The following is a 17520-nucleotide window of genomic DNA, read 5'->3' on the forward strand; positions in this document are numbered from 1 at the left end:
CTAAAGCTTCATCTCGAATACAGCTCCCTTCTGCCCGGCAGATTTGAGGGAGAAGTGTATTCTGTGTTTTAATAAAATTTCACGGGTCAGGGTTAGTCCAATACCCTGGCCATTTTTTTTGCTGCTGTAGAAAGGAGAAAAGACCTTTTGGGCAAGTTCCTCCGAAATTCCCTGTCCGTCGTCTTCAATACGGAGGATTACAGGTTCTGCCTCCAACTCAATCTTGATATTACCTTTGCTCTCTATGGCTTCAATGGCATTCTTGATCAGGTTGATCATTACCTGTTCCATCTGTTTTACATCTACTTCTACCCAAACTTCCTGATCCGGCAGATGGCTGTGGAACTCAATTTCCTTGATACCCTTCTGAAAACTCATAAAGTTTATCATCCTTTCTATCAGAATCCTCAGATCAATTCTTTCTAAAATCGGTTCAGGTAGTTTCACCACTTTAGCAAAATTGACCATAAAATCATTGAGCTTATCATTTCTTTGGTGGGCAATCTTCAGAATTTCCTGATATTCTTCTCTATCCTCTTCAGGAATATGTTTCGCATAGGTATCTATAGATTCTAATATAGAATTGATGGGACCGATGGAATTATTGACTTCATGTGCCATCATGCGGATCACCTTGCCATAGGCTGCTTTCTCAATCTCAAGTTTCTCTGCCGTCAACTCCTCAATCATGATGAAATAATTGGCAAAACCTCTGTCAATAAACTGTGCTTTATGGCATTTAAAAGTTTCAACCCCATTCATCGCTACTACCTCCGTCTTACCCGCATCCAGCTCACTGATCTTTCTCATTAGTGGATGATCTATCTCCACCGTTTTTTTCCCCAGGATCGCCTTGGAGCCTAAGCCTAAATGAGCCTCGGCTATCGGATTGTAACTGGAAATCTCTCCTTTCAGATTCAGAATGATAATGCCGGTTGGGGAGTTTTGAATCAACTTTTCCAGAAAAAAGTGTTTTTGGGCCTTTTGGGTTCTTTCCTCTCTCAATTCATCAATCATGCTGTTATAGACCGCGATGAGTTGATCCATATCTTTTTGTCCCACTCCCTGAAACTTCACCGTAAAATCTCTTTCTTTTATCGCATAGGTTCCTCGATTGATCAATTCAATGGGATTCACCAGGGATTGATAAAGTCGATAAGAGAAATACAAAGAAATCAGTACGATCACTTCCGATGCTATAAACAACCACTTAAAATCCTCAAATATGAAATAGGACATCACCAGGGAAATCCCATGGATGAGGCCTATAAAGAGGATATATTTGATGCGGAGCTTCATAAGACGCAGTAGCGTTTTTGGGTGTTAGTGTTTTAGCGTGTTTGGGTTATGTGAAGGACAAAATAATAAACCCTGGCTCCCTAACACACAAACACTCTAACACATTTTTTTACTCATGCGGTATTTGATACTTCTCTAACCTCCGATACAAAGCATTTCTACTCAAGCCCAGAGCCTGCGCTACCTTACTAATCTTACCACTATGATAGGTCATGGCCTTGAGAATCATTTCTTTTTCCATTTCCTCCAGGGACATGCTGCCAACTTCTGGTAGACCGCCATCATTTTTTCTGCGAGCAGGGGCTCCCAGTTGATCTTTGAAATCATCAATTTCCAGATGGTCTTCCGGACTCATGAGGACGGTCCGCTCTACCAGATTTTTGAGCTGACGAATATTTCCGGGGAAAGAATACTGTTCCAGCCAACTCATTGCAGCTTCGCTCACCTGCAAACCGGGCCTTTGGTAAATTTGGCGAAGATTTTTCAGGTAGTATTCTACCAGTAAGGGGATATCAGAGGCTCGCTCGCGGAGGGCAGGAAGTCGGATAGTAATAAGGTTGATTCGATAGAAAAGGTCTTCCCGAAACATCCCTTCCGAAACCATTTCAGCCAAATTTCGATTGGTGGCACTGATAATACGCACATTTACTCTTTGGTTTACACTGCTCCCTAACACCTCAAAGCTCCGATCTTGCAGGACCCGTAGTAGTTTTACCTGACTCGCCAAATCCAGTTCTCCTATCTCATCCAAAAAGATGGTGCCTCCATCTGCCATTTCAAATCGACCTTTGCGATCATAGCGGGCATCCGTAAACGCCCCTTTCTTATGGCCAAAAAGTTCACTTTCGAATAAAGTGGTTGAAATCCCTCCCAAATTGACTTTTACAAAGGCTTCGCTCTGTCTTTTGCTGTTTTGATGTACGGCTTCAGCTATCAGTTCTTTACCTGTTCCACTTTCTCCAAGAATTAAAATAGAAGCTTCCGTATTAGCTACGCGCCCTATGGTTTCCAGGATCTTCATAAAGCCTGGATCCTCCCCGACAATATGACCAAAGTCATATTTTTCATCCAGCTCCTTCCGACTGCTGCTTTGTGCCTGAAATCCTTTCAATGCCAGGGCCGTTTTAATCGAAGCCAGCATTTGATCATTGGACCAGGGCTTGCTGATAAAATCCCTGGCACCTGCCCGCATGCCTGCTATCGCCAATTCGATGGTCGCCCAACCGGTAATCAGGATCACGGGCATTGAGGGATCAAATGCCAGTATCTTTTTGAGCAGCGCCATCCCTTCTTCTCCGCTGGTTTCCAGAGAGAAATTCATATCCAGGATAATCAGATCCACCTTATTTTCCCTGATAAAATCCAGGGCTGTATGGGGCTTTTTTACGGCCGCACAATCCCAGCCCTGGTTTTTCAGGAGTAATTTTACGGAGGCTAAAACCGCCTGGTCATCATCTATGATAAGGATCATAAAGGGCTGTTTTCTTTTATTCTTCTCGCAAGGCAATGGCAGGATGCAGTTCGGCAGCCTGAGTACTTGGAATCAAAGCGCAAACAAAGACCAACAGATAAATGCAGATCGCAGCAAAAACGATCGCTAAAATATAGGTTCCGGCATTTACTCCAAATACATCCAATAAAGGGAATTGAGATGCAAAGAAAATCCCAAGAATCAAGCTAATACTGGCCAGCACCATGATCTCCAAAATAAATTGAATGGTGATCTCTGACTTGCTGGATCCCATCGCCCGTCTGACACCTATCTCCTGCTTTCTGCGACTGATGTTTTGCCAAAGCACACCAAACAATCCCAGTGCGACATTAAATATGAGGAATGCTCCGATAATTCCCAATATTAACATAGGGATAAATGAAACCAGGAGGAAATTTGACCTCATTTCATCTATATATCGAATCTCCATTGAATAGTCGGGTGCAATCTGATGTAGATCTTTCATCAATTTCGCTTCAAAAGCTGCATCAGCTCCTTCATTCACCTTTATCAATAAATTTGAAAGGAGACGATCCTCATTTTTCCTGATAAAAAATCCATATCCACTTTCCATAATTCCTCCTCTGTATCGATAATCGGAGACTACCCCTATAATTTCATGGTAATCGTTTTCGGTTTCTCCGTATTGCAGTTTTTGCCCTACAGCCGAACCCTCCGGAAAAAGTTCTTCAGCCATATTCTCGGTAATAATAAAGGGAGATTTGGAGTTGATCTCGTCCTGTTCCTCAAACCAGCGCCCATCCAGCATTTCTATCTCCATGGTTTGATCAAAATTATCGTCAACTACAAAGCGCTGAGCAAGAATATTTGCATTGGCTCTACTCAAATCTGAGGTATTGGAGGTTCCAGAGAAAGGAATGTTATTCTGCGACCAGCTAAATTCTTTAATCTCCGAATATCTTCTCATGGTCTCATCTATCTGATCGTCGATCTGCATAGAAGCCTCTTTTTCCATTCCTTCGCGATTAAAGGTAATGGCCCATACATCCTCATATTCATATCCTAAAGGACTGAAATATTCCTGCAAATTGAAGATAGCAAAACTAAATACCAGAAAGAGGATCATAAAGGAGAAGAAGATTTCTACAAACAATCCGAGGTGTTTGCCTCTCTGGTTCCAAATGAGTTTAAATGCCTGACGTATCATGAGTTTAATCCTTTTAAAGCGTTAACAACCTGAATTTTTGACATCCTGTAAGCGGGGAGCACACCAGAAAGTAGCCCAAATACCAGACAGAGGAATATTGCCAATAGAAAAACATTGAATTGGAGTCCCAATTCTATATGAGTGATAAGCTCTGAGTTCTCAATGATCTCGAGGACACCCAGTGCCAGTAGAAGACCCAGCCCTCCCCCAATCAGGGTCACTATAATATTTTCAACAATAAACTGCCAGGCAAGGGTCATAGAATTGGCACCAAAAGCTTTACGAACCCCTATCTCTGAGGATCTTTCACTGATCCTGCTGGAATTGAGGTTGATAAGGTTGAGGGCGGGTAAAAGCATGAACATCAACATGGCTAGCGAAAGAAAAAGAGTCAGTAAGCCCATTTGAGGTTTTTGCCCGATCACAAAAGCGGAAGATATCCGCTCAATTTTACTCATAGCAAAAGAGCTAATGATATCGTAATCCTGCTTCCATCCTTTACTAGCTGCAGGCACTTCCAGCCGAGCTACCAAATCTTTGTACTCTTCTTTGATTGTGGGAATATCGGATGAACTTTCTCCCTGAAAGATGACCGTAAATTGCCCAATAAGATCCGGGTTTTGCAGGTGATGGGCTGCAAGCCCCAGAGGTACATAGATATCACTATACTGATAAATAGCTGCCTCAGAGACATTTTCTACAACTCCCAGCACTTTATACTCGATATTATCCGTTTCTATGCTTTTGCCCAGAGCAGAAACCCCTTCTCCAAAATAGGAATCACGGGTAGCACGAGTAATAACAGCGACTCTGTCTTTTTCTTTTATATGCTCTTCATTGAAAGCTTTACCTTCGATGAAACTATAGCTATGCATTCCCCAGTAATCTGCATCTGTATAATTTAGGTGCAGGGTGATCTTTCTATCCCCCACAAAGGAATTGGTGCTTTTTCCATTGGAAATAATTGAGATTCCTTTGGGGCTTTTCATCTTCCGGATAAAGTTTTCATACAAATAATACCCAACTCCTCCGTTCCAACCCGAACCCTCTCCATCTTCCTGAGAAACGGTGGCAACATAGATCAAGTGATCATCCGGACCTACTGGATAATGCTTGCCGACGATCTGATCAAAAAGGGTAGCCAGTACCAGGAGGATGCCAATGGTAAGGCTGATCCCAAAAAGGCTTACGAAGGTGAAGAACTTATTTCTTGCCAAAACCTTCCAGGCGATCTTTATATAATTACGTATCATAATTTTTGGGCTTAAAAAGATTTATACAACCTGACTTCCATCAAATAAGCGAACCAAACGATGCGTGCGCATAGCCATACTTTCGTCATGCGTTACCATTACGATGGTCGTTTCATCTTCCTCATTAAGTTTGGTAAGGATATCCATGACCTCATTTCCCATAACACTATCCAGGTTTCCCGTTGGCTCATCCGCCAATATGATAGAAGGATTACCTACAATAGCTCTGGCTATGGCTACTCTTTGTCTCTGTCCTCCAGAAAGCTGGCTGGGAAAGTGTTGCATGCGGTTGCTCAAGCCCACTTTGTTCAGGGCTTCTATAGCTCTCCGTTTTCTCTCTTTAGCCGACATTTTCCGATACAAAAGAGGTAATTCTACATTGTCTATTACCTGGAGATCATTGATCAGGTGGTAGCTTTGGAAAATGAAACCAATATTCTGGTTGCGAAAGCGGGCCAGTTCTTTGTCGGTATAATCCCCAAAGTTTTCTCCGGCGATACTCAAATCTCCCTCGCTGGGCTCGTCCAGTAAGCCCATGATATTGAGCAAGGTACTTTTGCCGCATCCTGAGGGTCCCATGACAGAAAGGAACTCTCCTTTGTCAACTTTCAGATTGATCTGATTCAGTGCTACAGTTTCGATGGTCCGTGTTTGGTAAACCTTTTCGATGTTGGATAATGCAATCATATCTTTAGTGTGTTATGTGCTGATTTAAAGTAAAGTCAAATAAGGTTAATTCGCGAATTCGATAATAACTCCTCCAGTAATCCCAAAGCGATTGGACATAGTCTCGTTTTGCCTGGTCTTTTTCCTGTAGGGCTATGCTAAGGTCTGTGATACTAAGTTTATTGATCAGGAATCTATCCTGAGCGATCTGGTAGCGCATTTGAGCCAATTCATCTACTTCTTTATTGAGCTCTACTTGCATGGCGTACCTTCTCAACAGGGTCAATTCAGTCAGGAGGATTTGGTCGAAATTGATGCTATCCTGCTCAATCTCATAGAGCACCAATTGGCGATTGGCTTTTGCAGTCTCTACCCGGGATTTTGCTCTCCCCCAGTCCATGATTGGCAGAGAGAATTCCAGGGAGATGGTTTGCTGCTCGATCGGATTTCTATAAGCTTCTGAAATTCGCTTATCACTTTTATTGAATCCGATACTTCCTACCAGGTTTGCAGAGAATCCTCTCGATCCTTTCGCCTCTGCAATTCCCATTTCTGCTTGCAGGGCTCTCCGCTTGAAAGCAATAGAATTAGGTCGGTTTTTATGGGCCTGCTGTAAGGCTTCTTCTGTAGAAATTTCGAGTAAGGGGATTTGCTCAGGCAATTGTAGAAAGAGAGAGACATCTCCCCGGTAGTTGATGAATGAACCCAACTGAAGGTTGGCGGTCTCCATATCCTGCTCCGCAAGTGCCACAGATTTGGCCGCCTTGAGTTTTTCCAGTTTGAGCTGAAGCACATCATTCCTGGATGCTTTGCCCATCTCAAATTTTTCTTCCGTTATCTTAAAAATCGTATCCGTATTCCGAAGGTTTACTTTGGCGATTTCATAATCGATTTGAGCGATCAACTGTAGGAAAAAGTAATCCAGAACTTCTACGGCAATATTTTCCATATTGGCGTGAAACTCCTGCTGGGATTCCTGATAGCGTAGGGGTTCAATTTTTTTATCCCATTTTAAAGGATTAAAAGCAAATAAAGGCTGCATCAAGCCCAATTGAAAAGGCGTTGCATTGTAGAGAGAGTTATCGGTTGTAAAATCATCAAAGCGCTGCAATTCTGTCCCGACAAAAACGGTAGCACCAGTAGCCAGTATAGGCTGACTTAAAGAGACCTGGGTACTGATATTGCTTTGGGAAATGGATTGGAAGAGAATACTTCCATCCGGCTGCAATACTTCCTGAGAAATTCTTGAAAAGCCTGGCAGACGACCACTCAGGGTCACCTGCGGCTTTAAATTGGCTTGATAAGACTTCCACTCCCAATAACTCGTTGTTTTCAAGGTCGCGGCTTTGCGAGCGGCTATGGCTTGAGACTGTCCCATGAGGATAATCTCTTGCAGGCTGTGGCTTCGCTGTGCCCAAATCCCGGAAGAGAAGAGCATAGTAAAAGCGAGGCTTATGAGAATACTTCTTTTCATAACTAATCTATGCTTATTTCTCTGCGGTTTTCGTAACGAGACATATCACTGATGATGACTTTCTCTCCAGGGTTCAGGTTTTTCTCGATCTCGACAAAATCAAAGCTGTTGAGGCCGACGAGTATATCTCTTCTGATCGCCTTATTTCCTTCCACCACATATACATATTTGGTACTGCGCCCATTGAAAGCCGGACCATTTTCTACTCGTACAACATTTGATTTTGAAGCGGTAATCACATAAACATCTACTTTCATATTGGGGCGAAGGAGCTGATGATCTCTTTCTTCCAATTCTACTTCGAAAGTCATGATATTATTCTCAACACTGGGACGGATATTGGCGATCCTGCCAGGTGTTCTTTCTTCATCATTTATCTCAATAATTACCTCCATACCCCTCTGCAATCGATCCATAAACACATCTGAGCAATTGGCAATGACCTTATAGCTGCTGAGATCTGCGACTCGCGCCAGCATTTCTCCTTCCCGAATCGTAGTTCCGATATTTTCATTTGCCCAGGTCAGTATCCCTTCACGGGAAGCCACGATATCTGCACGATCCAGTTTTTCCTTTATGGTCTTTACATTATTGCTTTGGATGTTGTATTGAATCTTCAGATCCTCCAGACTGGCCTCGGTTTGCTGTTGTTCGATGCTGAGATCAAACTCCAGTTTTTGCTTTTCCAGATTGGCGATCTTGAGCTTAGTCTCAATCAGACTTACCTCCTCACGCGTTCCCCCACCGATCTTTTCCAGTCGTTTTGCGTCTTCCAGTTCCGCTTCCAGCTGAGCGATATTTAGCGCCTGAGTTGAATCCGTGATTTTGAGATTGAATAGGCTCTTTTTCAATTCGAGGCGGGTCTTCTTAATGCTGTTTGCATTCAGTTGTAATTCCTGCATCTGTTTCTCATAATCCAGCTGTGCAAAGGATTTGTCCAAAGCGAGAATTGACTGCCCGGGCTTGATCTCCGTTCCCAGAGGAATTAAGACCTCCTTGATATTGGCTTGAATGGGACTGGAGATGACTTCTTCGAAGGCAGGACTTACCAGTCCACTGGCAGTGAGGGTATGGGCTACCTTTCCGATTTCGGCAGTGGAGATCAGAATTCGGTCTCCATCTATGCTCAAGGCTAAGCCTCTTCGAGTCAGGTAATAGGCCAGACCAATAAAGGCCAGGATGCCTATAGCGGTCAAAATACGCTTGGCCCACTGTTGTTGTATACGTTCCTTTGAAATGGCTCTGTCCATGGGAATTTATTTTCCATAGACGAATCCAAGGGGCGTGCCATAAAATAAACTACTGACTTTCAGCCGGTTAACAAGAGCCCTTAGAGAGTCAAATGTTCGATATCGAACCCTCTGTTCGGTTTTGAAGCAAAAGCGGACAAGAAGTTTTCTGGTATTCTGGTGTTCTTGTGGGGAGATGGTAAGAAACTGAAACGCTAACTCCAACAATCCTGTCATTGCGAGCTCTGATTCGGAGCGAAGCAATCCCCTTAAATCAAATAATGCTTTCGAAGTCAAGGAGATTGCTTTGCCCTTTATAAGGACTCGCAATGACAGGCTGTATGGTCAAACGCCAATACACCAAGACGTTTTTAATTATTTATTCCACCGAATAATTGGAATACTCATAATCAGCTCGCAGCCAGAGTTTCTCACGATTTTCATTTACGCGCCAGCTTTTCCTGCTAAGAGGAAACACAATCCCTCCAGCCCGGGTCAATTCGGTATTTTCTACATAACTCACATGGTCTGCATGCTTTACCATATAGGCGAGATGCTCATATGTTTCAGCATCGAAATAATGCCACCAGATATCTGCCGTGCTCAGGTTAGCATATTCATCCGGCTTATAAACCACTTTGAGTACTTCTACTTCTTTACCACTTTCCAGCTTGTCCTTTCCATCATAGGACAATTCCGCCCCTTCATCCAGGAGTTTAAATGGAATACTGATCACAAAGGATGCACTCAACACGCTGTTCTCGATTGCTTGAGGATCGGCTTGAGGATTTACATCACCGGAGATTTGAATCAAATCCGGTCCCAATTGATAGACAACATCTTTTTCCTTATCCAGTCCCAGTCCCTCTTCTGTTTTTCTATTTCGCTGGGTATAGGTTTGGTTCCGATCCATTTCAACAGTACCATCTTCTTTAAAGAGGGCAAAATGTTTATCAAAGCTTATCTCTGAAAGTTTTTCCCAATTGTCCAATCCTCCCGCTCCTTCCATCGCATGTATAAGCAGGGCTTTAGCCTCGGCATCTTCAATAGATGCATAAGGATCAGCGGAGGCTTTCTCTGCTTCTGTGGATGCAGGCTTATCTGTGCAGGAATAAATTAGGAGAAATGAAAGGAAAAGTGAGTTGATAAAAAGTCTCATAGTAAAAGCGTAGTAGATAATTGCTTTCCCAAGATGCTCAAACCGAATTCATTTTGCAAAGAAACCATTTGATCTGATTCACTCCACGAATAATCAGTTTCACACCACCATTATTCGTTTCCACTCTCATTGACGCAACTAAGCCCCTAAGTATCAGGTATATTAGATCAAAATTAAAAATCATCTTTTAGCCCTATGAATATGCGTGTAATTACAACAAACAAAACAAAACTGGCGAAGATCTTCGCTATTTTCTCCCTAAGCTTCATTTTCTTTGGTAGCCAGCTACAAGCCCAAAAGTTTAAATTCGGTCCCAGAATCGGAGTAGCTACTTCTCCTTTAAATGGAAGTGATTTCAATTTCGATGACTTTGAAGTTTCTTTTCAGGATGGTAGCGCTGAGTATAAAGCCGGTGTATTTGCCCGCTTACAACTTTTCGGTCTGTATGTACAACCCGAATTCCTATTCTCTACTTCTTCTGGTAATTTCCTCGTATCCGATCTTGTAAACGGTGGTAGCGAAATTCTCCGTGAGCAGTATTACAATGTAGAAATTCCCATCATGGCTGGGATCAAATTAGGCCCTTTCCGCGCACATGGTGGCCCAGTTTACCGAATCAATCTGGACAACAACTCTGACTTCCTTTCCATCAATGGATTTGGACGTGGCTTCAGAGAATCAACAGTTTCTCTTCAAGCAGGTGTAGGTCTGGATATCGGTAGAAAGATGGTGTTGGATATCAACTATGGATTCAACCTTTCTGACAATCGCGATGAGATCAGCCTCTTCGGTCAAACACACGAACTGACTGAACAAGGAGCGCAGCTCTCTGCAAGTCTGGGATTCTCTTTCTAAACCCAAATCCAAAAAGAACTTTGTTTTCAAGGTAATGTGTGTAAAAGGCAGGGCTTCGGCCCTGTTTTTTGCGTTATAAAAACTTGTAATAGTTAGCATAAACTCCCCTCAAACTATGTAAGGAAGATTACAAAGTTTTCGAGGGATTCTTGATGGGATACAATTAATTTAATTAATAAATATTCCATACAAGAAAATAAATGTCGGCACAAAGAGATTCTCAACCCCCAAAGACGCGGTTTAGCCTCAGTCCCAAGCAAAAAACCACTTTTCAGACCACTACAGCTGGAGCGGTTTTATTGTGTGCCTTGCTTTTCAATTATGCATCTAGCGAACAACCGCTTGATGACGTCTTTTTCTCCACCTCCGTTACCCAGGAAATCGATATCTGTATAGATCAGGGTACGATTGAGCTGGAATACCTCAATACTTCAGGTTTTGCATTGACAGGTCAGGAAATCACCGTAGAGTTTCCTTCTGGCATCACCTATGTAGCCGGAAGTTTAACAGATACAAGCGGCTATAATGTGGTAGAGGAAGACATATCAGATCTGGCAAATCCCATATTTTCTATGGATGATTTGGGGGATGGGGAAACCCTTCCTTTCTCCATAAATTTTGAGGCAGATCCAGCAGCAATGGCTTACATTCTCGCCGGCAACACTCCAGATAATGTAATAAAGCTTGTAACAAATGAAGGGATAGCGGAAAGTAGTTCGGGTCCCTACAATGTTTTATATCCTTCCATAAGTATTGTAAATCTGAGCCCCAGTTCTCAATCTGTAGTCTCCGGCGATACTGCTAGCAGGTCTATGACCATTATCAATGCCGGCAATGGGCGATTGAGCAGCTTTTTTGTAACAGATATTCATGGAGAGGGCATTGAATTGGTCAGCAGTAATTTTGGAACCATCAATGCCAGTAAAGACACCATTTTCTTTGGAGCCAGCGATTTTCAACAGTTTGGTGATAATGACGAATATTTTGATACCAATGAATCTTTCAGTTTTGAAGAAAATCTGGTAGCTACGGGCTGTAGTGATGCTACGGTTTCCTCTGTAATAAGTGCTATATGGGGATGTAATGGGCAAAACACCACCAATTCTACTACCAATGGGCACGTAAATGTCAGCCTCAAAATGCCTAGTCTCTCTTTGAGTGCGACCAGCAATCTCGAATCCTGCTTTGGAGCAGGCGTTCCAAATAATCAGGAAATAGAAATAGAAAATACGGGTCAGGGAATCGCCATGGATGTAGAAGTGGAAATCTATAAATCTTCCGGTGGCTCCTTTGATGAAGACCTATTCTCTCGCATAGATACTGCCAGCATTACCTATAAAGTAGGAGCAAATGGAAGTCCTATTCATATTTCACCTACTTCCGTAGTGAATAACAGGACCGATGGCAATTACTCCTGTTTAGGCAGCAATCCAATTGGCAAAGTAGTGCTTGACCTTCCCAATATCGATCCGGATGAAACCATTTTTATCAATTGGGATACCTATAGTTGTTGTGTAAATGTTTGTAGCAGTGAGGAGAATACGGGCTGGAAATACAAAGTGAGTTACACAGATGCCTGCGGCCAAAGTCCGACTTCCTCCACCAAAAAAGGAGAGGATACTCGCTCGGGTACCATGAGCGTTCTTCCGGAAACCCCCTCTGATATTCAGGATGGACAAACCGAAAGTTTTGACTTTACCATATCCAGCCATACCAATGAATATCCGGAAGGAAATGGTGCACATTATCTGGTAGAATTTAGCATTCCTCAAGGATTGAGCTGGAGTGGGAATTCAAGTGATTTAACTTTCACCAGTGGTACCAATGTCTGGACAGGCCAGGACATCAATTATAATAGCAGCACGCGTCTGCTTGAGGTAAAATACTTTTTACCCGAAGCCTTTGATATTCCCAAATCGGAACTCTCGGTTAATCTGACCGGAGACTGCACCGGAATAAGCAATAGCACAGAAGACATCGCCCTTGGATTAGATATTTCTTACGTTCCTGATACAACTTGTACGAGTGATTGCAGCCTTCCATTCTTATGCAATGAAATTGCTACGGTTGCCCTTCACTGCCCCGGTCCATGTGATGAAGGAATGGCCTTTAAGCAATATGATATTGCCAGGATCAGTTATGGAGCCCCTGACGATAATCAGGATGGGAAAGCAGATGGAAGTGGGTCTGTTGACCTTGCAAGTATCAAAACCAATCGCGCTATGGTTGGTGATACCTTAAGAGGAACATTTACAGGAGTCGTCAAAACTTCAGGGAGCCATCCTTCCTGGGCTCAGGGATATGCAGATTCTGAAATAGAAAAAGGAACAAATCTTAGTTCAGCCGGAGCCAGTTTAAAAGTATATGATGCTTCTGCAGGAAGCTATATTACCTGTAATGGAGTGAGTGTAAACAGTAGCGACAATGGAAGTCTGCGAACCTTTACGTATGACTTTAGTCCCTCCACCCTTTCCAGCGGATGTAGTGATTTCAATTCTTTCACTTTTGGCGAAGGGGACTCCGTTTGGTTATATACCGATTATAAAGTTACGGGAAATATAGGAGGAGCAATCGAGGAAATAGATATTGATAATAATTATTATGTCAGTGATGTATCCAGTCCTACTTCTTCCTCAGACAAATATCAATGCGATACCTGGGGAGGTCGTTTTACCCTGATTGGATACTACTTTGAAAATAGTACGGGTACCAATGTAACCATCAAAGGATGTTCAAAAGTTATTCAGCAGAATTTCAAGTTGAGCATAGGAGATTGCTGTTCCAATTTTGAGGGTGGAAATCTCTTCCCTTATGAATATCGGAACTGGGCGCATGTAAAGCAGGCTTTCACGGTTATCCCGGATAACTACGAAGTTCTGCAGATGTATGTCAAGCAGAAAAGGACCAAATCCACCAATACCAGTGCGACCCAGACTGTCAATGATATTGTTCCGACTTACAATAGCAATGACACCCTGATTTTTGATCTGGAACAGTACTATTCAGAATTTGGCGGTTCCTTATTGTACTCTGATGATGGATTCTCAGGTACACTCTATATCGAAATCGCACCTAGTTGTGATGTGACGCCAAGTACCTATCAGGATATGCCCTGGAAGTTTACCTTCGTTGAATCGGATATGCTAAGTGGTGCTGAAACGGATTGGTACACTTCTGATCCGGATCGGGTAAGATGGACACCTCCATCTTTAGATTTATCCTCCCCCAACCCGACCATCGACGGAATCGGAAAAACAGTAACCTGGACCCTTGATATCGAGAACACTTCTTCTTCTTCAAATTCAGATAATGCCTGGTTCCACATCAAAAATCCAAGTGGTGAGGTAAATATTGAATATGTGATTGATGCGAGCAGTGGGGATACCCTGAGCCTGAGTGGAGACATCTACCAGGTAGGATCTATCAACAAAGGGAATACAAGCAGTTATTATATTACCGCTTCCTATTCAGCCTGTGGCAATGACAATATCGAAGTGTATTCAGGCTATGAATGTTCGGCTTATCCGGATTCCTTCGCAAATTTCACCTGCTCCTATTCTCAAATGAGTCTCTACATGGAGCCCAAAACCGCTGAACTTCAAATGACCCTCAGTGGTCAATACACAGGAGATGAGTGTGGGAAAGAAATAGAAGTTACCCTGGAATTGGCCAGTGTACAGATTGCGCATGTGGATAGCATGAAAGTAGAAGTACAACTGCCATCTTCCGGAAGCATGAGCCTCAAAGCCTCTTCTTCCAGTTTGAAATACCCCCTATCCGGATCTTATTTCAACTTTGCTGATCCGACAGTCAGCAGCAATAAGTTTGAGATCAACACCTGGGAAATCAATTCAACCATTGCAGAGAATGGCATGCCAGGGGTAATGGATCTGGATAATAATCGAGTCAGCATTAGATTCTACCTAGAAGTAGGGAACTCTTATCAACCGGGGGAATTAGTCCAAATAAGCGCCTATTCAGAATCCCCTTGTGATCAGGACCTGGCTACCATAAACCTGGCTTATGATCCTAGTATCAAATTGACCAAACCAGAAGCCACCGGGCTCTCAGATGATCAGGGCCATAGTTGGAGTGCATCCTGGGCAGATTACGATAATGATGGATATGAAGACCTCTATGTTACTGAGTTCATGCACTGGAAAGGAAATTATCTATACAGAAATAAGGGAGATGGTAGCTTCGAAAGAATCACTGCCGGAGATATGGTAAATGATAAAGGAGCGGCTGCAGGAAGTAGCTGGGGCGATTATGACAATGATGGCGATTTGGACCTATTTGTTTCCAATAATGTCCGGGCAGTCAATCACCTCTACCAAAACAATGGGGACGGCAGCTTCACCCGAGTAGATGCCGGAGATGTATCAGACTATGGAGGCTATTGCCACAATGCGGCCTGGATCGATTATGACAATGATGGCTGGCTGGATCTATTTGTCTCGGATTATATGCCGACCAAATTCAATATGCTATATAAAAACAATGGCGACGGCACCTTTACGACCCAAACAGGAACAGAGCTTTCTTTGGAAGCCAAATTCTCTATGGGAGCGACCTGGGCAGATTATGATATGGATGGCTTATTGGATGTTTTTGTTCCCAATGGACGTAATGACAACAATTCCCTATATCACAATGATGGAAATGGTAAGTTCACCAAAGTAACAGATGGAGATATTGTAAATGATGGAGGAAATTCGACGGGAAGTAGTTGGGCTGATTTTGACAATGATGGAGATATGGACCTCTATGTGACCAATGCCAGTAATCAGAAGAATTTCCTTTATGTGAATAATGGAGACGGAAGTTTTACCAAAAACACTTCTTCCGTCATTGTATCCGAACAAGGACATTCGCATGGATCGGGTTGGTTGGATTTGGAGAATGATGGAGACCTTGACCTCATCGTAGGTAATGATGCAGATAATCCGAATTTCCTCTATACCAATAATGGGGATGGGACTTTCACCAAGCAAGCAAATACCTTAACAGAGGATGAGGAAAACAGTATGGGTCTGGCTTTTGCCGACGCAGACAATGATGGAGATATGGATATTTTCGTGGCGAATAAAAGCAATCAGACCAATTCCTTCTATTTAAATTCCAGTGGCCAATGTAACAATTGGAAGTGCTTTATTTTACAGGGGGAAAGGTCTAATAAATCCGCCATTGGAGCACGTATTCGAGTAAAAGCAACCATCGATGGGCAGGTTGTATGGCAAACACGTGAAATCAGTTCCCAATCAGGAGGTGGTTCCAGTAGTCAAAGTACCCTGAGAGCCTATTTTGGACTGGGAGATGCTACGAATATTGATTCAGTGGTCATTGATTGGCCTTCTGGTTTTGAGCAACATCTCACCAATGTTTACACCAATGATTGCCAGACCATTGTAGAAGAAGAGGGTGCAGAGATTTGTGGAACAGTCTTCTATGATATGAATGGAAATTGTACACAAGATCCGGGCGAAAATGGAGTTCCTAATGTATTGCTCGAAATTCTTCCCGGACCGAAGTACGTTACCACCAATAATTTAGGAGAATACAAGATTTATCGTCAGTACGGAACCTATACCGTAAAAATAGCACAAGCTGAAGGATGGAGCATGGCAAATTCCTGTGATGATGAATATAACATCGTCTATGAAAGTGCTAACCGTACTTCTTCCAATTCCTTTTGTGGTAAAGACTTTGCCATGGAACCGGATTGTGCTAAGCCAGACCTCGTAAGTTATCTATCAAGTACAGCCTTGCGTAGAGGCTTCAGAAATAGCTATGCCATCTCTTACCTCAATAGAGGGAGCCTGGCAGCCTATGATGTAAATCTGTCCGTAGAGTTCGACAATGAGATTATTCCATTGAATGCGGACACAGACTGGAATTCGATGGTAGTCGGAGACAGTACTACGACATATTCTTGGACCCTGGATACTTTAAGTCCCATGCAACAGGCTTCCATCATGATCACAGACTCTGTATCTACGGAGGCCGAAATGGGTAAAATGACTCGAGTGAAGTCAAACTTCAGCATGGCTCAGGAGGATTGTGATCCGACCAATAATTCAAATGTAGATTATAATGAAGTCGTAGGCTCGATTGATCCCAACGACATTCTGGTATTCCCAAGTGGGAGCATTCTGCATAAAGATACCCTGACCTATAAAATCAGGTTCCAGAATGTAGGGACTAAATTCGCGCAAAGGGTACTCATACTCGATACGCTCTCAGAGCATTTCGACCTAAGTAGCCTGCATGTGGAGACCGCTAGCCATCCGTATAGATATGAGTTATCAGAAGATAGAGTATTGAGCTTCATCTTTGATCACATCTATTTACCGGACAGTGTTTCTAATGAGCCTAAGAGTCATGGCTTTGTTCAGTACAAAATCATGGTAGATGAATTGACGCCAATGAAAAGCAAGATCACCAATCGGGCAGCCATACAGTTCGACTACAATGAGTTTATCATCACTAATACGGTCAAGAATCGGGTATTTGATACCAAGAGCCTTGCCTTTGACAATAAACTCAAAATGGAATTGGCACCCAATCCCATGGTAACAGAATCCTTTATCCGCATAGTTTCTACCGAGGATGCTGAAACCCGGGTCAATATTGTGGCCTTGGAAATGTTTGACATCACCGGCAAGCGAGTCAAATACATTTCTCGCCTCAATCACCAGGAGGTACGCATTGATGCCAACAACCTGACCTCAGGCGTCTACATCCTCAAAGTCAGAGACCAGAATGGATTGAGCCATTCGGAGAAGTTGGTGGTTGAGTAAGGGACGAATTAGCGTAGATCTGTGTTAGGGTGTTAGTGTTTTTGATATCTCGAGTATATCACAATCGCTAACACCCTAAAACACTAACACCCTAAAACCTTCTTACTTACTCCCCGTAAGTAAGT

At 42.9% G+C, this 17520-nt stretch carries 10 protein-coding genes; 2 read left to right on the forward strand and 8 right to left on the reverse strand.

Features of this window, described 5'->3' with window-relative positions; all coding sequences use genetic code 11:
- From R8P61_21635 to R8P61_21670, 8 genes are all read right to left on the reverse strand, one after another.
- On the reverse strand, nucleotides 1-1299 hold the full coding sequence (locus R8P61_21635; GenBank protein ID MDW3649687.1) for an ATP-binding protein: 1299 nt from the start codon (nucleotides 1297-1299) through the stop codon (nucleotides 1-3).
- Between the two features lie 109 nt (nucleotides 1300-1408).
- A complete protein-coding gene (locus R8P61_21640; GenBank protein MDW3649688.1) occupies nucleotides 1409-2770 on the reverse strand; it encodes a sigma-54 dependent transcriptional regulator in 1362 nt (453 codons plus the stop codon).
- A gap of 16 nt (nucleotides 2771-2786) precedes the next feature.
- Nucleotides 2787-3959: an ABC transporter permease gene (locus R8P61_21645; protein MDW3649689.1), complete on the reverse strand. Its 1173-nt coding sequence runs from the start codon at nucleotides 3957-3959 to the stop codon at nucleotides 2787-2789.
- On the reverse strand, nucleotides 3956-5212 hold the full coding sequence (locus tag R8P61_21650) for an ABC transporter permease (protein MDW3649690.1): 1257 nt from the start codon (nucleotides 5210-5212) through the stop codon (nucleotides 3956-3958). The genes R8P61_21645 and R8P61_21650 overlap by 4 nt, the downstream gene beginning before the upstream one ends.
- Nucleotides 5213-5233: 21 nt before the next feature.
- Nucleotides 5234-5899 (reverse strand): ABC transporter ATP-binding protein, encoded by a 666-nt coding sequence (locus R8P61_21655; GenBank protein MDW3649691.1) that lies wholly within the window; start codon nucleotides 5897-5899, stop codon nucleotides 5234-5236.
- A 4-nt stretch (nucleotides 5900-5903) separates the two neighbouring features.
- Entirely contained in the window at nucleotides 5904-7352 is a 1449-nt protein-coding gene (locus tag R8P61_21660; GenBank protein ID MDW3649692.1) for a TolC family protein, read from the reverse strand.
- Between the two features lie 2 nt (nucleotides 7353-7354).
- Entirely contained in the window at nucleotides 7355-8602 is a 1248-nt protein-coding gene (locus R8P61_21665) for an efflux RND transporter periplasmic adaptor subunit (GenBank protein MDW3649693.1), read from the reverse strand.
- A gap of 358 nt (nucleotides 8603-8960) precedes the next feature.
- Nucleotides 8961-9740 (reverse strand): hypothetical protein, encoded by a 780-nt coding sequence (locus tag R8P61_21670; GenBank protein ID MDW3649694.1) that lies wholly within the window; start codon nucleotides 9738-9740, stop codon nucleotides 8961-8963.
- A gap of 201 nt (nucleotides 9741-9941) precedes the next feature.
- Between R8P61_21670 and R8P61_21675 the strand changes: the two genes are divergently transcribed.
- A complete protein-coding gene (locus tag R8P61_21675; protein ID MDW3649695.1) occupies nucleotides 9942-10595 on the forward strand; it encodes an outer membrane beta-barrel protein in 654 nt (217 codons plus the stop codon).
- A 200-nt stretch (nucleotides 10596-10795) separates the two neighbouring features.
- Nucleotides 10796-17395 carry an FG-GAP-like repeat-containing protein gene (locus R8P61_21680; GenBank protein ID MDW3649696.1) on the forward strand — a complete coding sequence of 2200 codons (6600 nt, stop codon included), beginning with the start codon at nucleotides 10796-10798 and terminating at the stop codon, nucleotides 17393-17395.
- The last annotated feature ends 125 nt before the right edge of the window (nucleotides 17396-17520 follow it).

It is taken from the genome of Bacteroidia bacterium, assembly GCA_033391075.1.
Classification (GTDB): Bacteria; Bacteroidota; Bacteroidia; order J057; family J057; genus JAWPMV01.